The organism is Sporosarcina luteola, assembly GCF_023715245.1.
GTDB lineage: Bacteria > Bacillota > Bacilli > Bacillales_A > Planococcaceae > Sporosarcina > Sporosarcina luteola_C.
In genome coordinates this window covers 1,169,704-1,192,974 of record NZ_JAMBNV010000001.1, presented here as the reverse complement: position 1 = coordinate 1,192,974, position 23,271 = coordinate 1,169,704, and the positions used below count along the sequence as shown (strand labels likewise).

The window sequence follows — 23,271 nt, the reverse complement described above, 5'->3', positions numbered from 1 at the left end:
ATTCATTAACCTTAATAAGTCTACCATCTTATTTATTCATTGTCAACATATTAATTGCACGGTTGATTTTCGCTTCAGGCGGACGCTTTCCGCGGGCATGGCTTCAGCCTCCTCACTTCGCAACGCTACGTTACGGGGTCTTCAGTTCATGCTATTCCCGCTGGAGTCGCCGCCTTCCGCTACAATCAATGGAGAGTATTAATACTAAGTATTACGGTTAGAAATTCGCTTGAATAGCGCATAAAACGTTAGACAAGCATATAAATCAGCGCAAGATGCATTTAGCGCGATTATATTTTATCTATTAGTTGCCCCACGTCCACGGTTATTAGTTCTCGTGTGAAACGTCGGCTTGAATCATTTTTAAGAAATCTTCAAATGGCATGCTTTCGGATTTTTGTTCGCCGTATTTTCTTACGTTGACTTCGCCGGATTCGACTTCTTTGTCTCCAAGGACGAGCATGTACGGGATCTTTTGGACTTGGGCTTCGCGGATCTTGTAGCCGATTTTTTCGTCGCGGCTGTCAAGGTCGATGCGGAATCCTTCTGCAACCAGTTTCTCACGTATTTCATTTGCATAGTCGAAGTGAGCTTCTGGTGAAACCGGGATTACTTCGACTTGAACCGGTGCTAGCCATGTTGGGAATGCACCTTTGTATTCTTCAATCAGGAATGCAACGAATCGTTCCATTGTCGAGACGACGCCGCGGTGGATGACGACTGGGCGATGTTGCTTGCCGTCTTCTCCTACGTATGTGAGGTCGAAGCGCTCAGGAAGTAGGAAGTCGAGCTGTACAGTTGAGAGTGTCTCTTCCATACCGATTGCTGTTTTCACTTGCACATCGAGTTTTGGACCGTAGAAGGCAGCTTCACCATCAGCTTCGACGTACGGTAGACCCATTTCATCCATCGTTTCTTTCAACATGCTCTGTGCGCGTTCCCACATTTCGTCATCGTCAAAGTATTTTTCTGTATCCTCCGGATCGCGATAGGATATACGGAATGAGTAATCTTTAATATTAAAGTCTTTGTAGACGTCAATGACGAGTTGGACGACACGTTTGAATTCTTCTTTGATTTGATCCGGGCGGACGAAGATATGCGCGTCGTTCAGAGTCATTCCGCGGACACGCTGCAGTCCGGATAATGCACCTGACATTTCATAGCGGTGCATCGTGCCTAGCTCTGCAATACGGATCGGCAAGTTCCGATAGGAGTGGATGCCGTTTTTATAGATCATCATATGATGCGGGCAGTTCATCGGACGGAGGACGAGATCTTCATTGTCCATGCTCATGACTGGGAACATGCCGTCTTGGTAATGACCCCAGTGACCGGATGTCTTGTAGAGCTCGACGCTTCCTAGTACCGGTGTATAGACGTGGTCATAGCCAAGCTTCACTTCTTTATCGACGATATAGCGTTCGATGATGCGGCGGATCGTAGCACCTTTCGGCAACCAAAGCGGAAGACCTTGGCCGACTTTTTGGGAGTTCGTGAATAAATTCAATTCCTTCCCAATTTTCCGGTGGTCGCGTTCTTTGGCTTCTTCGAGCATCCGGAGGTGTTCCTGTAGTTCGTCCTTTTTAAAGAATGCTGTACCGTAAATCCGTTGAAGCATTTTGTTTTTCGAGTCACCGCGCCAATACGCGCCCGCGATGCTCAATAATTTGAACTCTTTCAACTTGCCCGTTGAAGGGACATGGATTCCGCGGCAAAGGTCGAAAAATTCGCCTTGCTCATAGATGGATACTTGTTCGCCTTCCGGAATTGCTTCCAATAGTTCGATTTTGTAAGGATCGTCAATTTCCTTGAAGCGCTTTTCGGCCTCGTCGCGAGAAACTTCAATGCGATTAATTGGTAGATTTTCACCGATGATTCGCTTCATCTCCTTCTCAAGTTCAGGAAGGTCTTCAGCTGTGATTGGCGTTGGTGAATCGATATCATAATAGAAACCGTTATCGATGACTGGGCCAATGCCTAGTTTTGCGTCCGGGAATTTCCGTTTGACAGCTTGTGCAAGCAAATGGGCCGTACTATGGCGCAGAATTTCGAGCGCTTCTGGTGATTGTGGTGTGATGATTGCAATCTCACCGTCTTCTTCAATCGGTGTTTTCAAGTCGATGAGCTGTTCCCCGACTTTGCCTGCAAGTGCGCTTTTTCGTAGCCCTGGACTAATGGAGCCTGCCACGTCTTCTGTTGTTGTGCCTTTCGGAAACTCTTTTATCGCCCCATCCGGAAATTTCAATTGAATATTTTCTGCCATTGTAAACACTCCTCACTTATTTTTTTGAACAAAAAAAGCCCCATCCCTATAAAGGGACGAAGCTGTTGCTCGCGGTTCCACCCTTCTTCCTTCCATCCGGCCATATAACCGGAAAGATGAAGCTTGAAACGGCTAACGGGCCGGGGTCCGTCATCGGCTAGTGATGCTAGTTCACCGATGCTGCTCCAAGGTGGTAAATCAATCCTCTGCACTTCAGGGCTTCCAGCCAAATGACCCTGATCTCTGTAAGTGGATGAATCGATTCATGTCCTCTTCAATGCATTTGCATTAATAATTGTAGATATAATATTCATTAGTATAAGGAAAAACTCAGACAATTGCAAGTGGATAAATTCCCCTCACCCATTTCTTCGGTTTTTCCCTTTCAATTGGACGGGTTTGCTGATCATTTTAATCCGTTCCATAAGTCTCTGCGCTTTGACAGCTTCCTTTTCGCCGCGTTGTGTATAAGTCAAATGATGTTCAAGCTCATCGTGGTTAAGATTCGAGGTGAAGAAGGTCGGCAATTTTTCAGCCATGCGATATTGCAAGATCGTGCCGAGCACTTCATCACGCGCCCATGCGGACATAGATTCAGCACCGAAGTCATCAAGCATGAGGACGTCCGCCTTTTTTACAAAGTCGATTTTTTCGTTCAACGTCTGATCTTGAATTGATTGCTTGATTTCTCTTAAAAACTCAGGGATATACACAACAACCGTCCGGATGTGTCGGTTGGCAAGTTCGTTCGCCAATGCTCCGAGCACATACGATTTACCGGTTCCGAACGGTCCATGGATATAAAGGCCGCGCTCGGGCAATTTGTTTGTGCTGCTTAGTTCATTCAAAAATTTCCATGCTTCCTCTACAACAATGATCCTGCTCGTGTCATGCCCCAAATCGACATCTGGAAGGCGCGCATCCATGACATCTTTAGGCATATACATACTATCGATCATATTCGCGATATTGCGGCTTTCATCGTCAATCAGCTTATTCGGGCATTTTATGTAGTCGATGTCGATGAAACCTTGTGTGAGAATAAGTTTCGGCTCGAATCCCTTCATCACATTTATACAGCCATTGATATTGGGGCATTTGTCGCATTTGTGTGATGCGGAAGCATATTCGAATAGTTTCCCTAGGCTTTTTTCTACGACGGATTTATCGATTTCATCGGAATGTTCCTCGATGAATTTCTGGACTCCAGGAGATTCCATCACTTCATTGCGCACTTGCTCATATCTTGCGGCCAAATCCGAAGAATTGATAACACGCTTCAATGTATTTCCAATTCGCTCCATCTTATTTTCCCTCCATTCTCATGGCATCTAGCTTAGCTTGCAGTTCACGGCGCTTTTCATCAATGGCAGGATCCGCCTCATCCTTCGACACGTTCTGCTCCTCTGGCTTGTTGAACCATTCTGGCACCTTCTCTTCCCTCACCGGTTTCCGGCCACTTGTTTTCCGGCTGCCTTCCTTCTGCCATTTGATATATTGATCATGCTCTTTGCGGGATATTTCCATCGCCTGTTTTGCGGTTTCTATCTTTTTATTCGCCCAGTGCGAAGCGATCCTCTCTGCGTAGTTCTTCGTAATCTTTCCATCATTACGGATGATTACATAATGCAATAGGACATTTACAACTCCAACTGTAAATCCGTGTACCGTCACAAGCCTTTCAGCTAGCTGGACATCCACCGGGAGCGGTTCATTCCCCGTATAGTCTTTCAGCATTTCACGGGGTGATGTGTTCTCCATATAAACGAGCAGTTCATCTTCCCTAGTGAGAGGCTCGGAAGTGACATGTTTCTTTTCCTTCTGGAATGTCTTTTCTATAGAGGGGACATTTTGAGAAATATTCATCTTATAAAAATCGACAGCCGCTTTCCGCAAACGGTCTTCTGGTAGTTTCAAGTTTTCATCAAGAGCCATCATAACGACTTTTTGCATATCGAGTGGTGTTAATGAATAGAGGAATGCTAATTTCTCGATCAATTCCTTCGATACTGAAGCGAGGGCTGATTTTGGCACCATCTGTTCTGAAAGTCCCGCCCGGAATAGATTGAAATCGAAATCGGAATAAGCGAACGGGATGCCGGTTGGTTCATTGCGTCCCGTCATTTGGCCGCCCTCGTCCATCCCTTCCGATGAACTGTACCGAATAGGCTTGAACACATCCAGAAATGTGCGTGACACTTCCTTATATTGCTCATCCAGCGGATCATCGACCAGAAAGCGTGTCCTCAGACTTCGGTACGCCTGCTCACCAATTTTACTGAAAAGAAATGTGGATAACAGTGGATCATCGAAAAACGACTTCGCATCCAATGGCGGCAATAGTTCGTAACAGAAAATGCGATCCTGATCCACCTGTTTGCAATAGGTACGCAACAAGCCGATCGCCTCAAGGGAGATTCTAGCCTCAAATACTTTAACTAAAGGCATTGTCAATAAATTCATTAAGTAATAATGACTGAATTCGCTTTCCGTTTCACGCTCCGCATCAGCCCAGAGAGACATGAAGAGACTCATGGCGTCAGGACCGATCAATGGTTGGTAGAACAAAGTGAGGAGTTGCCGGTCATAATCCGAAAATGGGTGTGACAACTTGATTGTAAATGTATCGACTGGTTGCAATTCCTGGTAAAGCATTTTTTCGGAACCCCTCTTTCCTTCCTTTATTCAAAGTCAGTTTTCATCCTTTTTCTTCTGCAAGCTCTGCAGTTCATCAATAAAAACTGTTATATCTTTGTATTGCCGGTAGACAGAAGCAAACCGGACATATGCGACTTCATCGACATCGGCCAATTTTTCCATAACCATTTCGCCGACATCCTTGGAATCGATTTCGACAGTCCCTGAGCTTCGCAATTCTTTTTCTATTAAATAAACGATGTTTTTTACTGCTTCCAGATCAACCGGACGCTTTTCACAAGCACGAATTAATCCCCTCAACAATTTTTCACCGCTGAATTCTTCCCGCGTGCCATCCTTTTTCACGACGATGAGCGGCATCTCTTCCACTTTTTCAAATGTCGTGAAGCGGAAAGCGCATTTCTCGCATTCACGGCGTCGTCTGATCGATCGATTCTCTTCAGCAGGTCTGGAATCGATGACCCGGGTGCCATTATAATGACAAGCTGGACATATCATTTTTGCTTCCTCCGCAATTCCGTATAGTATATCGATTATAACAGAAGTTCAATGAAAAAATGAATGGGAACACAAAATCGTCCAAGTCGAGTAATCGACCTGGACGATTTTTATTTTACGAATTAGGAATTCACTTTGGAATTCAATGCATTTCCAACTTTTATAGCCAATTCGACAACGCGGGCGGAGTAGCCCCATTCATTGTCATACCAAGCGAGTACTTTCACTTTACGGTCGCCCATGACAATCGTCGACAGTCCGTCAATCGTTGCGGACTCCGTAGTCGTGTTGAAGTCGATCGATACAAGTGGTTCAGTCGTGAAACGAAGGATTCCCGCCATCGGACCTTCTGCAGCTTTGATGAATGCTTCATTCACTTCCTCCACTGTTACATCTTTTTGCACGTCAACGACTAGGTCGACCAATGACACGTTCGGCGTCGGTACACGTAGCGCCATTCCGTGGATTTTCCCTTCAAGCTCAGGCAGGACAAGCGATAACGCTTTTGCTGCACCAGTAGAAGTCGGGATGATCGACTGTGCACAAGCACGCGCACGACGAAGATCCTTATGCGGATTATCCAAGTTTTTCTGATCGTTTGTATAAGCATGAACAGTTGTCATTAATCCGTTTTCAATGCCGAATGTATCATTCAATACTTTTGCAACCGGTGCAAGACAGTTTGTCGTACAGCTTGCATTGGAAATGATATCATGCTTTTCAATATCTAGCTTTTCATCATTCACACCGAGAACAATCGTAACGTCTTCATTTTTCCCTGGAGCTGTCAGGATGACTTTCTTCGCTCCTGCTTCCATATGAAGGGCAGCTTTACTACGCTCATTGAATACACCCGTCGCTTCAATGACGACATCGACACCAAGCTCTTTCCAAGGCAACTTTGATGGATCGCGCTCCGCTAGTAATTGGACGCGTTTTCCGTTGACAACAAGAGCATTTTGCTCCACAACGACTTCACCGTCAAAAACTCCATGATTAGTGTCATACTTAATCAAATGGGCTAACGTTTCTGCCGGATAAGATGCATTTATTGCTACTACATCCACGTCATCCTTCGTGATAATTTGTCGGAAAACCATGCGGCCAATCCGCCCAAAACCGTTTATCGCTATCGAAGTAGTCATGAAAAAATCCTCCCGCGTAATGTTATATACTTTTTATCATTTATCCGTTAATTAGTATAGCACATTTTAACCGGGTGGAAAGAGTTTGTGAATGAAATAGCAATGTTCCACTTTTCAGAGAATAAAATAATTCGAGTTAAATTTCCGCTTGCCATTCAATTAATATTGCATCAAGTTGGTTTTCGGTCTCTTCCATTGTTCCATTATTATTAATGACTGCATTCGCGCCCAATTCCTTCTTGGCAATCGGAAGCTGCGAGTTGATGCGGGCATCCGCTTCCTCTGTAGAGTAGCCATTTCTCGCAATCAGACGCTCCCTCTGAATGGAGGGGGTTGCTGATACGACAACTATTTTATCTACATACGACTGAAGCTTGCTTTCAAAAAGGAGGGGAATATCCATGATGACAGTATTTGCCCCTTTATCTATCCATTCTTCCTTTTGCCGGATCATTTCCTTACGGACAGCTGGATGGACGATCTCGTTCAGCATTTTCCGCTTTTCCTCGTCATTGAAGATGAGATTGCCGAGCTTTTCTCTGTTCAGCGCACCGTCGGGCAGGAGTACATCCCCGCCGAACGTCTGGGCAATTTGATCAAGTGCAGGACTGCCGGGCTCCACGACGAGTCTTGAAATTTCATCCGCGTCAACGATCGGATATCCTTTTTGTTTTAGCATCCGCGACACAGTGCTTTTGCCGGTCGCAATGCTTCCTGTCAAACCGATGATCATTGGAATCATCCCTTCCTCACCTTTGGCATTGAGGGCAATATACAGAGGTCCTACCAGCGATTTTCATGCTTTTAGTCTCTTTGCCGCATGTTCCACACACTTTCTTACCATACATCTTCAAACGGGTCTGCATCGTTCCTGCTTCCCCATTAATATTCCGATAATCCGAGATGGAGCTTCCTCCCGCATCGATGCTCTCTTGCAAGACATCAACGATTTCCCGGAATAATTCCCGTTTCCTTTTTTCGCTTATCCGTTCCGTCGCCCTTCCCGGATGGATCTTCATTCGAAATAGCGCTTCCGTCGCGTAGATGTTTCCGCAACCCGAAATGACATGGCCATCCATGATCACTTCTTTGATTGGCTTCCGCGCATATTTCGGTGTTGAAGCCATAGCGAGGAAATGGTCGGCGGCAATTGTGTCAAACGGTTCTGGGGCCATTTTAAGCAATGGCGTATAATCCCCTTCCTTTTGCAACAGCCGCAATTCCCCGAATCGACGGATATCGGAATAGACGAGCAGTCCTCCATCCGCCATCTTGAGAACGACATGGATATGGTTCCTGAATTTCTGTTCCGTAACGTCTTCCAACGTGTCGACAATGAACCACGCACCCGACATGCCAAGATGGCTGACCAGTAAATAAGGTAGCCCGTCCTTTTCCAAATGAAAATAAATATATTTACTTCTTCTCGTGATGTCCACAATCGTCATGAAGGCAAGCTCTTCGATGAAGTCTTCAAGGGTTTTCCCTTTGACAATCGCTTCCTTGCCCAATTCTTTAGATTTCCTTATTACATCGGAAACTTGCACTTCAGAAATGGTGCGTCCGATGGAGACGGACGATAATTCGCGGACGACACCTTCCACTTCAGGCAGTTCTGGCATTTCTATTCCTCACTTCGTTTCGTACCAAGAATGACCAAACGCCCACTCGGCCTTTAAAGGTACATCGAGTGCCAATGCAGATTCCATCACGTCCGGTACGATTATCTTCAGTTTTTCGATTTCTTCCTCAGGCGCTTCAAAGATCAATTCATCATGCACTTGAAGGAGCATGCGCGTCTGCATTTTTTCCTCCTTCAATCTGGCGTCCATATCGATCATCGCCTTTTTAATGATATCTGCGGCAGTCCCTTGTATCGGCGTATTCATAGCCGTTCTTTCTGCAAAGCTCCGCAAATTAAAATTCGAACTTGTAATATCAGGCAAGTATCTTCGTCTGTTCATCATCGTGACGACATAGCCCTTCATTTTCGCCTCGGAGACGATATCTTCCATGTATTGCTTTACTCCAGGGAATGTCTCGAGGTACGTGTCGATGAATTTTCCTGCTTCCTTCCGGGTGATATTCAAGCTTTGTGACAGACCGTAATCGCTTATGCCATAGACAATTCCAAAGTTAACCGCCTTGGCAGTCCTTCTCATGTCTGAGGACACGGCGTCTTTATCCACTCCGAATACATCCATCGCAGTTTTCGTATGGATGTCTTCCCCTTCCCGGAAAGCTGAAATCATTTTCTCGTCTTGGGACATATGGGCAAGGACACGCAATTCAATCTGTGAATAATCGGCAGCGAACATAAGCCAGCCTGGCTCTGATGGAACGAATGCTGCACGGATCTTTCTACCTTCCTCGAGCCGAATCGGGATGTTTTGCAAGTTAGGATTGATGGAGCTCAATCGGCCCGTTTGCGTCAATGCCTGTTGGAATCGAGTATGAATTTTTCCGTCCTCGTGGATCTCCTTTGACAAACCTTCGATATAAGTCGAATTCAGCTTACCGAGCTGACGGTATGTCAAAATGAAACTAATAATTTCATGCTCGCTTTCAAGCTTTTCTAAAACATCCGCTGCAGTCGAATAGCCCGTCTTCGTTTTTTTGATTGGCGTTAATCCGATCTTTTCAAACAGGATCTCTCCTAACTGCTTTGGAGAATTAATATTGAACGGTTGTCCAGCCATCTCATAAATGATCGATTCGAGTTCGGTCAATCTCGTGGATAGCTGAAGGCCGATTTGCTGGAGGATGCCCAAGTCGGTCTTAACACCTGCCGATTCCATCTTCCCAAGAATGTTTGCTAGTGGCATTTCGAGTTCGCGATACAATTCAAACTGTTCATTTTCATGTAATTTCTCTTCAAGTATAGGTCTGAGCTCCCAGACAGCTTGAGCTTTCCTGCCGGCATGATCTGCAAGCACCTTTTCTTCCGGCAATGCTTTTTTCGCGCCTTTTCCATAAACAGCTTCATCAGGTTGGACATCTGAATAGTTGAATTCCCTTGCGACGGAAGCGACATCCGTATAAGAGGTAGATGGATTCGCAATATATGTCGCTAGCAATAGATCAAATTCAAAGCCATTCACTTCGATGCCGTATCGTAATAATGATGCAGAGGCAGCTTTTGAATCGGTTGCAAGCTTCCTTTTCTCTTCATCACGCAGCCATTCTTTTAAACGGTCGGATTGTTGCAAAACCGCGATAGGAATGAATAGTGTTTGTTTGCCGTCCGTCATGCTGACGCCTGTAACTTCCGAAGACAAATAATTTTCATCCATCATTTCAATATGGATTGCCATTTCATCCGCAAGTTCAATCATTTCAGGATTAGTTACGATTTGAACGTCAATTTCCTTTACGGGTTCACTTTCCGTTTGGGGAGCCATTTTTTCAAGCAACGTCTTGAATTTCAGTTCCTCATATATCGTTTTGACGTTTTCTTCATCAGGTCCCGAGTATGTCAAGTCGTCCATCGAAATTGTAATGGGTGCATTCACTTCAATTGTCGCGAGCTTTTTGCTCATGAATGCTTGCTCTTCATTTTCCGTCAAGTTTTCCTTCAATTTCTTTCCTGAAACAGAATCCAGGGATTCATATACTTTTTCAACTGAGCCGTATTCCTTCAATAGTTTAAGCGCAGTCTTCTCACCGACACCCGGAACGCCAGGAATATTGTCGGAAGCATCTCCCATGAGACCTTTCATGTCAATGATCTGCGGTGGTGTAATGCCGTATTTCTCCATAACATGTGCTGGTGTGTATTTTTCAAGGTCAGTGATCCCTTTTCGTGTAATGCACACCGTCGTATGGTCGCTCGCCAGCTGCGTTAAGTCCTTGTCACCTGAAATGATGACGACTTCCACGCCCTCTTCGTCACCCGACTTGCTCAATGTCCCGATAATATCATCCGCTTCATACTGATCGAGTTCGTATTGCGGAATTTGGAAAGCGTCAAGCAGCTTTCGCAAGTAAGGGAATTGTTCTGAAAGCTCCGGTGGCGTCTTTTGACGGCCGCCTTTATACTCCGTGAATGTGGAGTGTCTGAACGTCGTCTTTCCGGCATCCCAGGCGACGAGCATATGAGTCGGCTTTTCTTCCGCCAGTATGTTTTGCAGCATCATCGTGAATCCGTACACTGCATTGGTATGAATGCCAGTATCGTTCGTTAATAAAGGCAAAGCAAAAAACGCACGATACGCCAAGCTATTTCCATCTAAAAGAACTACTTTCTTTTTCGTCACAAGACTCCACTCCCTTATTCGTTCATCTAATAATAAGTTGAATTAAATTTTATCCTCCAGCTACCTGCCGTTGATTTCCGTTTCCGGCGGACGCTTTCCGGGCGGGCGGTGAGCCAATCGAACAACTAAGGGTTCGATTTGCCGTATTTCTGCGCTTTTTTCAGAAATCAAGGCAGCCCTCATTCTGCTCCCTTAAGGTCGCAAAATACATTGCTCACAAGGCTACGCTTGTGTTCGCAAACGCCGTTCTTCGTAACGGCGTTCGCTAATCCCCAAGGAGTCGCCACCTTCCACTCCAATCAACTAAAAATTGTTTCAACTGAAAACGGCTAATTCAATCTCCAAAATAAACGTTATCTCCACTTATCTTACCATGTTGACAAGTGTAACTACCAATAACGCTGTCCAAAAAACAATTATCGTATTTGTGTTTTTCAAACATAAATAAAAAAAGACCATCTAATGATAACGGGTTCGGTTGATGGGGAGAAAAGTGCAACTAACCTGAAATAGCTAGATAAAAAACAAATAAAAACGCTCAAATCAAGCGTTTTTCGGCGTAATATTTTACTGTCCTTATTGAACTAAAGCACCCGTTGAATAAGAAATTTAATTTTCGATTGTTTTTATATCGAATTTCATATTGTCTAATCTCCAAATATCAGCATCAGTATTAGAAAAGACAGTTATTTCAAGCTTTTGTCCAATGTTATATTTCTCTACGTTATCAACGGGTATTTCGTATACATTTCCTTCTCGTCTACCGTGAGAAACCCCGCCATACTCCTTCATAATCAACATTTCTTCTTCAACAAGAATCTCTTCTACTGTATCTGTAAAAGTAAAACTTTCTTGATAATCATCAGAACAGCCAGCAAAAAATAAACAAATCAATAATGTAAAACTTATTGTAAATTTAGTTTTCACAAGGCACCCCCTTGAAAGATTAGATGCATATTACGTACTAAAGTTTCAAATTGTTGTTAAACTAATCTGGCCACGTTAGTGAAAATACTCAATATGACTATACTTCTATTAAGTTGGCAATAATCCCTTTAATATTACTCTCTTAGGGGGAATGGAATTGTTATTGTCAAAAGCATGGTCTTCGTTTGAAGCTGATAAACGGATAGAGGGTTTTTCACCACAAACGTTGAAAGCCTATCAGTTACAGTCTACGCTACTGATAAGTTATTTTAAGGATGTAGAGATGGACTTGCTGGATACGAATCAACTGAAGGAATATCTTGCCGTATCGGGTAAGCATTTAAAACCAGCCAGTCTTGCACATCGTATCCGCTTTCTAAAATCTTTTTTTCGTTGGTCACATGAAGAAGGCTACCTGAGTAAGAATCCAACTTCCAAGATTAAAGAGCCCAAAGTCGGTAAGCGGATACCCAAGCATTTAACCGAACGAGAGATTGAACACCTTCGTGAATCCTGTCATACCCCAATAGAAAAAGCGATTTTCGAATTCATGTTTTCTACAGGTTGTCGAATTGGAGAAATAGTTGCGTTAGAAAAGAACAATATTAATTGGACAAATCAATCCGCAATCGTTAGAGGAAAAGGAGATAAGGAAAGGGAAGTTTATTTCAGTACACGTTGCGACATATGGCTTAAACGATATCTTGAAAGCCGGAATGACAATAATCCTGCCATCTTTGTGACAGCAAGGCAGCCACATAAAATGAGGGTCGCCCAAATGCGATACATCATCAAGCGAATTTCAAATCGTGCCGAAATCAACAAAGAGATTCATCCACATCCACACCAACTAAGACACAGCTATGCAACTCATTTATTGAATAATGGAGCACCTATTGAAGTCATACAAAGTCTTTTGGGGCATGAGAAAAGTGAAACAACAAGGATTTACGCTCAATTAAGCGGAAGGCTAAGGAAAGAGTATTATCAGAAGTACTTTTAAATGTAAGGAGCACGTCTTAACAGACATGGCTTTACTTGACTAAAGCTACTCGTTAGCTTTAGTACATTAGTTCACAGAGACTTTTTATAAGTAACAAGAAATGGTGCCAACAGAGAACCAATAATTAGAATTAGAATAGATATACTAAATGTCATAAGTCCATTGCTAAAAGGGGACAGAAAATAACCGAAAGTGAGCATGGGAAGAATAGTGATAGAGACAAAAATCAACCTGCTTGGCATTGTCATCTTGTGTGTTGTATCGCATTCGTTACATTCAATAGGTTTATAATTCCACCACAAGGATTTATAGATTTTTCGCCAACTAAAATGAGCGTTGCAATTCTCACATTTTTGCAAAGCTAATGACCTCCATTACAATTTCATAAGGTGCTGAATTACTAAACTTCCCTTTAGTTGAACAAGAAAAAGAGCCGTCTAATCAGCTCATCGATTTTCAAGTAAAGCACCACCCGTATAAGGGATTAAACCATGTTACCTAGCTTTGCTACTAGTTAATTTTCGCCTACATATTTTTCTAAAAAACTTTGTAGTCTTCCCTTATCTATTGGTCCATTGAGAACATTGTAATACCCAATGCCAGGAATGTGAATACGATCTTTGTCGAAGAAAACCATCAAACTTTTATTTTTAGTGTGAATGTTCATCCGAAATACTGCTTCTTCCGAATAGACAATCCCCTTTGGATCTTTTATTTTTTTAACTTGATATTGGCTTAAAAACATTTTTAATTCATCTATTGCTTCTTTTTTATCTATTGTCAATTTATCGTCATCATTAAGACTCCCAAATGAAATAGATTTAACATTCGTGAATAGTTCATCCAAGCTCTTTTCTTTGTACTCATAATACTTCGATAATAGCAATCCTATTGCAAGTACAACGATTATTAATTAAACGACGGTTTTCTTACTCATTTCTTTCCCCCTCAAGTTATTGGAATGCCTGCGATATATTTCAACCCTTGTTAGACTAATCTGTTTCGTTAGTTGAAAAACATCACTTCATAATCTTCAATATATTTACCATAGATTTCTCATCTTCCTTCTATATTTTTCTTTCCAATACCCAATTAGCAAGTGTTTTAACAAGTGAATTAGCAAAGGCACATAAATTTATGTGCTCTTGTTAATCCCCGTGCTAATTGCGGTTCCAGTTCGTCTATATAAATCATCTAAACGTTGATATAACAATAAAATGGGGACACCAATTCATATGCGAATTGTATCCCCAAATGCTGTGTTTTTTACTGTTTTCTCCCCATCAACCGAACCCGTTAATCTAATGAGGTCCTTTTAGTGCTTTTTAAGCTAACGCATCCTTAGCGGATGGAAATTCAGCTAATAATATCAAAATAGTTCACTTATCATTTCAACTTAATATTGTTTCTTAACTTCGTTATATACTTCTATTGCTTGTTCATAAATGCCAGTATCAGGCCCACCCGCCTGTTGCTTGGAGTGAAGGCGCTCGACTCCTGCGAACGCCGTTACGAAGCACGGCGTTTGCGAGCACAAGCGCAGCGTTGCGAGCAGTGTTTTTTGCGACCCTAAGGGAGCGGAATGAGGATGCCTTAATTTCTGCAAAGAACGCAGAAATACGGCAAATCGAATCCTTCGTTGTTCGATTGGCTCAAGCCATGCCCGCGGAAAGTGAGCGCCGAAACGGAAAGCAACAGTTTCACTCTCTTTTATTCCAAGTATCCCGTCAGTATTTTCGCATACGGCGAGTCGGCCGGCATGATGATCATCGTGTCTTCCCCGATTGTCCGTGAATAGGACTGGAGGGTACGGTATAGATTGTAGAACTCGGGATCCTTTGAAAATGTGTTATTGTAGATTTTAGCAGCTTCCGCTTCCCCTTCGGCATGGATGATGGCAGCTTCTTTTTTCGCAGTCGCTAGCATCTCTTGCACGATACGGTCCGTTTCCGCCTCAATTGTCTTCTTTTCGGCATCTCCTTCTGATAGGTATCGCTGAGCCGTCGATTCACGTTCCGAAATCATCCTTGTGTAGATGGAATGTTCGTTCTCCTCCGGAAGGTCAATCCGTTTCATCCGCACATCAATCACTTCTATGCCAAAATTACCTTCATCAAGAAATTCGTTCACTTTCTTCGTGACAAGGTCATTCAAGTTGCCTCGCTTTGAATTTTCCTCATTGACGACATCTACGTAATCCAACTTACCCATCTCGTTTCGAATGACGGAATAGATGAATTCCTCCATACGTGCTTCCGCATTGATGATGTTTCGCGCATTGGAAATCATTTTTCCAGGGTTCGTAATTTTCCATACGGCGTAATTATCAATGATAATCCGCTTTTTATCTTTTGTGCTGATTTCTGCTTCTGAAACATTATATGTCATTTGATTTTTTGGCAAACTTGTCACTGATTGAATGAATGGGATTTTCATGTTTAACCCAGGCTCTTTAATAATTCTCGTTATTTCACCGAATTGGCGTACAACGCGGTATTCGCCTTCTTTTACAACGAATACATTGGCAAGCAGAATGATAGCAATCGCAAAGATAACTGTTAATGTAATTGCTGTTTTTACAAACTTCCTCGTATTGAATGGCTTTTTCGGAGTAATGACCTTATCCGATCCAGTCGCCTTTTTCTTTTGCCCACGTTGCATTTCCTTAAATTTATCTTCAATGCTTTTGAATGGATTGTTGTCGTTCGTCATCAGTTGCCGCCCCCTTCCGTTTTCTGCTCAGCAGGTGGTGGCGGTTGGTTTTCCAGTTGCTGCAATGGTAAATATTTCAACGTTTCGCCATCATCGTTCATAATATAGATTTTTGCTTTTGGCAATACTTGCTCCAATGTTTCAATGATTAAACGCTGGCGGGTGATTGCCTTGCTTTTTGCGTATTCCGCATGCAAATCATTGAACAGGGCAACATCACCGTGAGCTTGCTCAATACGTGCTTTCTTTTGTCCGAGCGCGCGAGATTTAATTGCATCCCGCTCCCCAATCGCTTCACTTTCCCGCTGATTTTTGTATTTTTCAGCTTCATTTATTTTAGTGCTTTTTGTTTCACGGGCATCCGTAACAGCAGTGAATGCAGCACGGACTTCGGCATTCGGGAGTTCTACATCTTGTAATTTGACGCCTTGAATGGATATGCCGATGTCGTAATTCGTCATAAGAGATGTCAATAATTCACGCGTTTTCGCTTCAATTTCCGCTTTCCCATCTGTCAGTGCTGAATCGATCGTCGAACTTCCGATGACCGATCTAATGGAGGCGGATGTTGCATCATGTAGTATTTCCTGTGGGTTTTGCGAGTTGAATAAATACTTTTCCGGGTCCGTAATTTTCCATTGGACAACTAAATCCGCAAGGACAATATACTCATCTCCGGTAATCATTTTTGTTTCCTTATCAAAGGATACAAGCTCCCCATTTGGATCTTGTTTGTAACCGAACTGGAGACTAAATGTCTCTTTTGAAAGTTTCTCAACATGCTGAACCGGCCAAGGCAGTTTGAAATGCAATCCCGATTCTGTTACCGGTGTACCCGCTTGACCGAAAGTGATGACGATGGCCTGCTCAGACTCATCCACCGTGTACCACGTTGTAAACGCAATGATGAGCAATAAAACTCCAGTAATGACAAGCCCTGCAGCCACCGATGCTCGGCGTGTACTCATTTGAATTCCCCCTTTATGTATGTATCTACTGTACTTACGGTCAAGGGGCAGTTTTGGTTTCAAAAAAATCCGCCTTAAGCGGATTTCTTTGGTAAACGTATCGTAAATATAGACCCTGTACCTAGTTCGCTTTCAACGGCAACCTTTCCGCCATGCGCCTCAATCAGATGCTTAACGATTGCCAACCCGAGACCTGTGCCACCGGAATCCCTGCTTCGCGCACGGTCCACTCTGTAGAACCGTTCGAACAGCCTCGGCAGCTCCGTCGGATCGATTCCCATCCCTTCATCCTTCACTTCGATAATTGCTTCATCGTAGGTTTCCGATACATTGATGGTTATAGTCGTATTCTCTTTCGAATAATTGATAGCATTGGTCAACAAATTCACCATCACTTGGATAAGTCTGTCTGCATCCGCATCAATTACAATTTTTGATTGATTGTTTATTACAATACCCATATTCTTTCTTTCAAGCAATCCATTAATGATCTTTACCGCATTGGTAACGACATCAGGGACGAAGACCTTGCTATATTGCAGTTGAAAGCCTTCTCTTTCAATTCCCGACAACTCCAATAGGTCGTTAATCAATAGATGCAAACGATCGCTTTCCTTTTGAATGATTCCTAGGAATTCCTTTGATATAGATGGATCATTCATAGCACCGTCCAACAGTGTCTCGGTAAATCCTTTAATGGATGTGATTGGGGTGCGTAACTCATGGGAAACATTTGCAACAAAATCTTTGCGGATTTCCTCCAATCTTACGAGCTTTGTAATATCATGTGTCACGACAATGATACCAAGCCAATTTCCATGACGCCCGATAACAGGCGCCCCATAAACATTAAAGTGGGATTGACCGTTCCGGATTTGCCTTTCGTGCACTTGCTCCGTCAAAAAAACGTCTTCAATCAATCTTTCAATGCCTTGTGGCAAGCCGATGTCCTTAAAAGTTTTTCCGATCAATTCATCCCGCATAAAACCAAAAGTTTTTTCAAATACACCATTCAGAAGATTGACAGACCCCTCCCTGCCGAACATGAGGAGACCATTGCCCATGCTTTCAATTAATGTTTTCAATCGTTCCTTTTCCATTGCCCGTAATATGGAAGTCTCCTGCAAGTTCCTCGCAACCTGATTAACCGAGATGCCGAGCGCATTATAACTCCCTAAATCATCAATCGGCGTCCTCGCCAAATAATCGCCGCGTGCAATTTTCTCGACCGTATTTGTCACTAAGTCGATTGGCTTTGCATATTGCCTAATGACACGGGCACTTAGCATCAAGGAAAGAATATACGTTATGGGTAAAATGACGAGTAGGAAGATCCAATACTTTTGTTGGACCCGCAATGTTATTCCATCGTCGATCATATGAAAAAACTGGCCAAGGACAACGCCAAGACCAGTCAACAGAATCAAAAATATGATGGCAAAAGCGATAAAAAGTTTGGAATTGAGACCTTTCATTTCAATTTCTGCTCCTCGAATTTGTATCCGATCCCTCTAACTGTCTTAATGAAGATTGGTTTTCTCGTGTTTTCCTCAATCTTTTCGCGTAAATGGCTGACATGCACATCAACAATCCGAGTGTCTCCGGCAAAGTCATAATTCCAAACTGCGCTCAATAATTGATCTCGAGTGAGCACACGATTTTTATTTTGCATGAAGTATACGAGCAGTTCGAATTCCTTTGGAGTGAATTCCAATGCTTCTTCATTCAGGTAAGCTTCGTACTGTTCAGGATGAACTGTCAGGGATGCTGAACGGAGGATCTGACCTTCATCCTCATCAATGCCGGTTCGCTCTCCACTGCGTCGTAGGACCGCCTTCACTCTTGCGATCACTTCACGGGGACTAAACGGTTTTGTCATATAATCGTCCGCTCCGATTTCCAATCCTAAGACTTTATCGGTCTCTTCACCTTTTGCTGTCAACATGATAATAGGCGTGTTGATATTTCGTTGTCTAAGGATTTTGCACACTTCTATGCCATCCATTTTCGGAAGCATGAGGTCGAGTAAAATCAAATCGGGATTTTCACTTTCCACTTTCACTACCGCTTCTTCACCATCAGCCGCCATGATTGTTATGAAATTGGATTGTTTTAGATTATAGTCCAATAGCGTACGAATCGGCTGCTCGTCGTCTACAATCAAGATTTTCTGCACGACTATCTTAATCCCCCTTACATGCTCACTGTTTAGTTGCTCGATATTTAATTAAAAGTTTTCCATTGCATCCGAAGTCAGGTCTTCACGGATGGAGGGCGGAATGACCGTTATGGTACCTGAAATGACGGGTTTCCCATCTTCATTCGTAGCTTCTACTTGAATCACGACGGAACCTTTCTCTTTTTCTACGCGAATCACTTCAAATAGAAAATCGATTGTTTCATAATGATGCACGTGATGCGGGAAGGCCAAATGCTGTTCCGCAATATGTGAACCGGGACCAGGCAAGTATTTTGATATGGCGGACGTGATGATACCACTCAACATGATGGTTGGTACGATTGGCTTTTCAAACTTGGTTTGGGATGCGTAATCATGCTGAATGTACAGTGGATTCGAATCGTTTGTCAATCCTAGGTAGAGAAGTAAATCCTTATCCTCGATCTTTTCGGTAAGCTTCAGCTTTTCCCCTTCAACGATTCTTTCAATTTCCCTTCCAATCCGTCTTTTTTTACCTAATATCAAGTTGATTCCCCCTTCATTTCCTACACGGAATTTTCGTTATAGAAAGTGTATCAATTTTCACTCCAAAAGAGAAGAGACTTGGTTGGCATTAAAAAACCGGGAAGCATCAAGGCTTCCCGGTTCCATAAAATATTATAGGTTTTTGATCAATTCATCAGCAAACTCGGACGCTTTCACTTCTGTTGCTCCATCCATCAAACGAGCGAAGTCATATGTGACAACTTTAGAAGCGATCGTTTTCTCTATAGAAGCAGTAATCATGTTTGCAGCTTCGTTCCATCCCATGTGCTCAAGCATCATAACGCCTGAAAGAAGAACGGAAGAAGGGTTCACTTTGTCGAGACCAGCATATTTCGGAGCTGTACCATGTGTTGCTTCGAAAATTGCATGTCCAGTTAGATAGTTAATGTTAGCACCTGGAGCGATACCAATTCCTCCGACTTGGGCTGCAAGTGCATCGGAAATATAGTCGCCGTTCAAGTTCATTGTCGCTACAACATCGAACTCCTTCGGACGTGTCAAGATTTGTTGTAGGAAGATATCGGCGATGGCATCTTTAACGATGATTTTGCCAGCAGTTTCTGCGTCTGCTTGCTTTTTGTTCGCAGCGTCCGTCCCTTCCGCTTCCTTGATCTTGTCATATTCGTTCCAAGTGAACACTTTATCACCGAACTCTTGCTCCGCAACTTCATAACCCCAGTTTTTGAAAGCACCTTCAGTGAATTTCATGATGTTCCCTTTATGAACAAGAGTCACGGACTTACGGCCTTCTTTAAGCGCATAATTGATTGCACCACGGACAAGGCGCTTTGTACCTTCTTCGGATACAGGCTTAATACCGATACCGGAAGTTTCAGGGAAACGGATGTTTTTTACACCCATTTCGTCTTGTAGGAATGAAATCAATTTCTTAACTTCATCTGTACCTTCTTGGTATTCAATACCAGCGTAGATATCTTCAGTATTTTCACGGAAGATGACCATATCGCAGTCTTCCGGGCGTTTAACAGGTGATGGAACCCCTTCGAAATAACGAACAGGACGCAAGCATGTGTAGAGGTCCAACTCTTGACGAAGCGCTACGTTCAGAGAACGGAAACCGCCGCCGATCGGAGTTGTCAAAGGACCTTTGATAGCGATAAGGTACTCATCGATTGTGTCAAGCGTTTCTTGTGGTAGCCATTCTCCAGTTTCGTTGAATGCCTTTTCTCCTGCAAGAACTTCTTTCCATTCGATTTTCTTTTGGCCGTCATATGCTTTATCGACCGCTGCTTCCAACACGCGAGAAGCCGCATGCCAAATATCAGGGCCAGTACCGTCTCCAATGATGAATGGGATTGTTGCGTGATCTGGAACGTTAAGAACTCCGTCAGTTACTGTAATTTTAGCCATTTTACTTTCCTCCATTTCAAGATGAGGGGGCCGATAGTTGTCCTACCGCCCCGATGTATCACTTGTGATTCCGGTCGATTAGATCCGGATACAAGTTATCTTTCGTTGATTGGCACGTATTTCTGCATGTCTGGTCCGATATACTCCGCACGAGGACGGATCAGTCTATTATTGGAGTATTGCTCCAAGATGTGCGCCGTCCAACCTGAGAATCGGGACACTGCAAATATAGGTGTGAATAAATCGTGATCAATGCCAAGCGAATGATATACCGAAGCCGAATAGAAATCCACGTTCGGAGGTAAATTCTTCTCGCCTGTCACGATAGATTCGATTTCAAGGGACATATTATACCATTTCTCTTCTCCGCGAAGTTCTGTCAATTTTTTTGACATCTCACGGAGATGCTTCGCACGTGGGTCACCTTTACGGTATACACGGTGGCCGAAGCCCATGATTTTCTCTTTATTGTCAAGTTTTTCTCTAATGTAAGAATCTACTTTATCTTCGTCGCCGATTTCCATGAGCATCTTCATCACCTGCTCATTCGCACCACCGTGAAGCGGGCCTTTAAGTGCTCCAATTGCGGCCGTTATACCGGAATACATATCGGATAGCGTTGCCACACAAACACGCGCAGTGAAAGTAGATGCGTTCAATTCATGGTCAGCGTGAAGCACTAATGCTTTATTGAATGCTTCGACAGCGATATCTTCAGGTTCTTCACCTGTCAACATATATAAGAAGTTTGCTGCATAGCCAAGTTCCAGTTTAGGAGCAACGGGCTCTTGACCTTTACGGATGCGAGAGAAAGCAGTAACAATCGTTGCCACTTTCGCTTGAAGCTTGATTGCTTTTACATAATTGGCTTCATCAGACATATCTTCAGCGTTTTCATCGTATAATCCGAGAAGGGAAATTGCTGTTCGCAATGCCGCCATCGGGTGTACTTCGCCAATTGGATATGTCTTAAAATGATCAAGTACAGGCTGTGGAACCGACATATTATCCGCAAGTTGCTGCTTTAATTCTGCTAGCTCGTCCGCTTTTGGCAGACGTTGGTGCCATAAAAGATAAACAACTTCCTCAAAGCTTGCATTAACTGCAAGATCATCGATATCGTAACCGACGTATGTAAGAGTGTCATCAATTATAGAACTGATGGCGGATTGTGTCGCTACGATTCCTTCCAAACCTTTTGATGCTGTCATTTAAATCGCTCCTTCAGTCAATATTGCCGTTTCATCTACTTAAAACTTTCAAATTACGGCAAATCTACTTTTTATTTAGTACTGTCTGAAACGCTTACAATCCCATTATAGTCAAATAGTACAGTTTTGTGAATGGAAACGATTGTTTTCTTCATAAATTAATAGAAAAAGGATGAAAACTTGCTAAAAAGTCATATAAAACAGCAAACTCTCCAATCACTGGCCATGCAATGGATTCCTGCCATACTTGCCGGAATCTTCATCTTTGCAGTTCCTCCCGTCGGAATCGCTATCATCATCGCCTATTTTACTTCACCTATTTTACTAGCGGTCCGAGCAATGACAAAACTTCCTTTAACAATCGCAACTTTTTTCGTCATGCTTTCCATTTTATTCATTTTCAGTTCGTTTAGTTTCATCGCGTTGCATGGACTTATGGATACGGTGCCACTTCTAGAAAAACATCTGTCAACAGTTACCGGGAAAACAAACTTGACAGGAAAAATCCTTTCATTCCTTGAGGAGAAGATAATTGACTATGGACATGCGTTACTCGAATACGCAATTACGTTCACCGCCACTTTTTTCCAACGTATGTTCAGCATGTTCATCTTTCTCGTCGCATATTTTTTTGCATTGCGCGAATCTGGTAAAAACAAGTTTTGGTTTCTTGTCTATTTCCCTGTAAGCATGCGCGCATCAGCCAAACGTATTTTCACCAAGTCCGGCGAATTGTTCGGCACTTTTGCTTTCGTTGAAGCACGATTATTTTTATTGACGTTCATCATCCTAATCATCGGGTTCTCATTTCTTGGATTCGAATCGCCGATAGGTACTGCATTCCTTGTATCCATCGCCGATAGCTTGCCACTATTGGGCATCGGTCTATTTCTAATCCCGATGACGGCATTCTTTATCTACTCCAACCAATTGTTCATCGGTGTATCGCTTGCCTTGCTATATATTTTCGTCGTTGTGACTAGGCAAATAGCTGAATCCTATATGTGGGCTTCCGCATTTCGTGTAAAGGCGATCCATGCTTTTTTCATCACCGTATGTTCATTATACTTATTCGGGTTACCAGGCATTCTGTTAACTCCATTTCTACTGTTCGCAGCCCTTAAACTGAAAAAGCATTCAGCTTTCACCGAATGACAATCCTGCCCTGTTTCATTTTTTTGTAAATCCAGCCGACGATAAATGGCCGGATTATTTTCCGAGGCCATTTGAATAACAGCAAAAGCCCCGCAATATCCGTAATGAAACCGGGCATAATCAATAAAATAGCGCCAAAGAAAATACAGACTCCATCAATTACGGCATTTCCAGGGGCCTCCATCGTTCCCATCCTGTTCTTCAAATCAGCCAGTGCCTTAAAGCCTTGCCTCTTTGCAAGGTAAGCCCCTCCGATTCCACTGACAAGGATGAGCAGAAGTGTCGGCATGATTCCGATTGTGTTGCCAGAATAAAGCAAGATCATTATTTCCGCAGCTGGTACGAGGATAAATAACGGCAGCAGCCATTTCATTCC

General features: G+C 43.1%; 21 protein-coding genes. 2 read left to right on the top strand and 19 right to left on the bottom strand.

What is annotated here, in order from left to right; all coding sequences use genetic code 11:
- Nucleotides 1-328: 328 nt before the first annotated feature.
- From thrS to M3152_RS05480, 9 genes are all read right to left on the bottom strand, one after another.
- Entirely contained in the window at nt 329-2,266 is a 1,938-nt protein-coding gene (gene thrS / locus M3152_RS05520; RefSeq protein WP_251694189.1) for a threonine--tRNA ligase, read from the bottom strand.
- Between the two features lie 359 nt (nt 2,267-2,625).
- The gene (gene dnaI / locus M3152_RS05515; RefSeq protein ID WP_251694188.1) at nt 2,626-3,570 is read right to left on the bottom strand and encodes a primosomal protein DnaI; all 945 of its coding nucleotides are present in this window, start codon (nt 3,568-3,570) and stop codon (nt 2,626-2,628) included.
- Between the two features lies 1 nt (nt 3,571).
- Entirely contained in the window at nt 3,572-4,921 is a 1,350-nt protein-coding gene (locus tag M3152_RS05510) for a replication initiation and membrane attachment family protein (protein ID WP_251694187.1), read from the bottom strand.
- A gap of 36 nt (nt 4,922-4,957) precedes the next feature.
- Nucleotides 4,958-5,422, bottom strand: a complete 465-nt coding sequence (gene nrdR / locus M3152_RS05505) for a transcriptional regulator NrdR (protein WP_251624968.1) — start codon at nt 5,420-5,422, stop codon at nt 4,958-4,960.
- Between the two features lie 122 nt (nt 5,423-5,544).
- Nucleotides 5,545-6,567 (bottom strand): glyceraldehyde-3-phosphate dehydrogenase, encoded by a 1,023-nt coding sequence (locus tag M3152_RS05500; RefSeq protein ID WP_251694186.1) that lies wholly within the window; start codon nt 6,565-6,567, stop codon nt 5,545-5,547.
- A 136-nt stretch (nt 6,568-6,703) separates the two neighbouring features.
- Complete coding sequence (gene coaE / locus M3152_RS05495; RefSeq protein WP_285847104.1) at nt 6,704-7,300, bottom strand: dephospho-CoA kinase; 597 nt, start codon at nt 7,298-7,300, stop codon at nt 6,704-6,706.
- A gap of 16 nt (nt 7,301-7,316) precedes the next feature.
- Entirely contained in the window at nt 7,317-8,189 is an 873-nt protein-coding gene (gene mutM / locus M3152_RS05490; protein ID WP_251694185.1) for a bifunctional DNA-formamidopyrimidine glycosylase/DNA-(apurinic or apyrimidinic site) lyase, read from the bottom strand.
- A gap of 9 nt (nt 8,190-8,198) precedes the next feature.
- Nucleotides 8,199-10,823 carry a DNA polymerase I gene (polA, locus tag M3152_RS05485; RefSeq protein WP_251694184.1) on the bottom strand — a complete coding sequence of 875 codons (2,625 nt, stop codon included), beginning with the start codon at nt 10,821-10,823 and terminating at the stop codon, nt 8,199-8,201.
- 609 nt (nt 10,824-11,432) lie between these two features.
- Nucleotides 11,433-11,750 (bottom strand): hypothetical protein, encoded by a 318-nt coding sequence (locus M3152_RS05480; RefSeq protein WP_251694183.1) that lies wholly within the window; start codon nt 11,748-11,750, stop codon nt 11,433-11,435.
- A 157-nt stretch (nt 11,751-11,907) separates the two neighbouring features.
- Between M3152_RS05480 and M3152_RS05475 the strand changes: the two genes are divergently transcribed.
- Nucleotides 11,908-12,753 (top strand): tyrosine-type recombinase/integrase, encoded by an 846-nt coding sequence (locus tag M3152_RS05475; RefSeq protein WP_251694182.1) that lies wholly within the window; start codon nt 11,908-11,910, stop codon nt 12,751-12,753.
- A 71-nt stretch (nt 12,754-12,824) separates the two neighbouring features.
- On the opposite strand, the gene M3152_RS18080 is transcribed toward M3152_RS05475, so the two are convergent.
- From M3152_RS18080 to citZ, 9 genes are all read right to left on the bottom strand, one after another.
- Entirely contained in the window at nt 12,825-13,112 is a 288-nt protein-coding gene (locus tag M3152_RS18080) for a TIGR04104 family putative zinc finger protein (RefSeq protein ID WP_353056605.1), read from the bottom strand.
- 155 nt (nt 13,113-13,267) lie between these two features.
- Nucleotides 13,268-13,537 (bottom strand): hypothetical protein, encoded by a 270-nt coding sequence (locus M3152_RS05470; protein ID WP_251694181.1) that lies wholly within the window; start codon nt 13,535-13,537, stop codon nt 13,268-13,270.
- A gap of 926 nt (nt 13,538-14,463) precedes the next feature.
- Nucleotides 14,464-15,465: a protease modulator HflC gene (gene hflC, locus M3152_RS05465; RefSeq protein WP_410055848.1), complete on the bottom strand. Its 1,002-nt coding sequence runs from the start codon at nt 15,463-15,465 to the stop codon at nt 14,464-14,466.
- The gene (gene hflK, locus M3152_RS05460) at nt 15,465-16,433 is read right to left on the bottom strand and encodes an FtsH protease activity modulator HflK (RefSeq protein WP_251694180.1); all 969 of its coding nucleotides are present in this window, start codon (nt 16,431-16,433) and stop codon (nt 15,465-15,467) included. Before hflK ends, hflC begins: the two co-directional genes overlap by 1 nt.
- Before the next feature lie 74 nt (nt 16,434-16,507).
- The gene (gene pnpS, locus M3152_RS05455) at nt 16,508-17,908 is read right to left on the bottom strand and encodes a two-component system histidine kinase PnpS (protein WP_251694179.1); all 1,401 of its coding nucleotides are present in this window, start codon (nt 17,906-17,908) and stop codon (nt 16,508-16,510) included.
- Nucleotides 17,905-18,615: a response regulator transcription factor gene (locus M3152_RS05450; RefSeq protein ID WP_251695250.1), complete on the bottom strand. Its 711-nt coding sequence runs from the start codon at nt 18,613-18,615 to the stop codon at nt 17,905-17,907. Before M3152_RS05450 ends, pnpS begins: the two co-directional genes overlap by 4 nt.
- Nucleotides 18,616-18,660: 45 nt before the next feature.
- Entirely contained in the window at nt 18,661-19,137 is a 477-nt protein-coding gene (locus tag M3152_RS05445; RefSeq protein WP_251694178.1) for a MaoC family dehydratase, read from the bottom strand.
- Between the two features lie 132 nt (nt 19,138-19,269).
- Nucleotides 19,270-20,529: an NADP-dependent isocitrate dehydrogenase gene (gene icd, locus M3152_RS05440; protein WP_251694177.1), complete on the bottom strand. Its 1,260-nt coding sequence runs from the start codon at nt 20,527-20,529 to the stop codon at nt 19,270-19,272.
- Nucleotides 20,530-20,624: 95 nt separating this feature from the next.
- Nucleotides 20,625-21,740 carry a citrate synthase gene (gene citZ / locus M3152_RS05435; RefSeq protein ID WP_251694176.1) on the bottom strand — a complete coding sequence of 372 codons (1,116 nt, stop codon included), beginning with the start codon at nt 21,738-21,740 and terminating at the stop codon, nt 20,625-20,627.
- A 180-nt stretch (nt 21,741-21,920) separates the two neighbouring features.
- Here citZ and M3152_RS05430 point away from each other — a divergent pair, with 180 nt between their 5' ends.
- Nucleotides 21,921-22,895 carry an AI-2E family transporter gene (locus M3152_RS05430; protein WP_251694175.1) on the top strand — a complete coding sequence of 325 codons (975 nt, stop codon included), beginning with the start codon at nt 21,921-21,923 and terminating at the stop codon, nt 22,893-22,895.
- Here the strand turns inward: M3152_RS05430 and M3152_RS05425 are convergent.
- Entirely contained in the window at nt 22,885-23,268 is a 384-nt protein-coding gene (locus M3152_RS05425) for an FxsA family protein (protein ID WP_251694174.1), read from the bottom strand. The two genes, M3152_RS05430 and M3152_RS05425, sit on opposite strands and share 11 nt — an antisense overlap.
- Nucleotides 23,269-23,271 lie beyond the last annotated feature (3 nt).

Coding starts and splice junctions, on each gene's coding strand:
- thrS (WP_251694189.1), bottom strand. CDS start 2,266: ATGGCAGAAAATATTCAATTGAAATTTCCGGATGGGGCGATAAAAGAG.
- dnaI (WP_251694188.1), bottom strand. CDS start 3,570: ATGGAGCGAATTGGAAATACATTGAAGCGTGTTATCAATTCTTCGGAT.
- M3152_RS05510 (WP_251694187.1), bottom strand. CDS start 4,921: ATGCTTTACCAGGAATTGCAACCAGTCGATACATTTACAATCAAGTTG.
- nrdR (WP_251624968.1), bottom strand. CDS start 5,422: ATGATATGTCCAGCTTGTCATTATAATGGCACCCGGGTCATCGATTCC.
- M3152_RS05500 (WP_251694186.1), bottom strand. CDS start 6,567: ATGACTACTTCGATAGCGATAAACGGTTTTGGGCGGATTGGCCGCATG.
- coaE (WP_285847104.1), bottom strand. CDS start 7,300: ATGATCATCGGTTTGACAGGAAGCATTGCGACCGGCAAAAGCACTGTG.
- mutM (WP_251694185.1), bottom strand. CDS start 8,189: ATGCCAGAACTGCCTGAAGTGGAAGGTGTCGTCCGCGAATTATCGTCC.
- hflC (WP_410055848.1), bottom strand. CDS start 15,465: ATGACGAACGACAACAATCCATTCAAAAGCATTGAAGATAAATTTAAG.
- hflK (WP_251694180.1), bottom strand. CDS start 16,433: ATGAGTACACGCCGAGCATCGGTGGCTGCAGGGCTTGTCATTACTGGA.
- pnpS (WP_251694179.1), bottom strand. CDS start 17,908: ATGAAAGGTCTCAATTCCAAACTTTTTATCGCTTTTGCCATCATATTT.
- icd (WP_251694177.1), bottom strand. CDS start 20,529: ATGGCTAAAATTACAGTAACTGACGGAGTTCTTAACGTTCCAGATCAC.
- citZ (WP_251694176.1), bottom strand. CDS start 21,740: ATGACAGCATCAAAAGGTTTGGAAGGAATCGTAGCGACACAATCCGCC.
- M3152_RS05425 (WP_251694174.1), bottom strand. CDS start 23,268: ATGAAATGGCTGCTGCCGTTATTTATCCTCGTACCAGCTGCGGAAATA.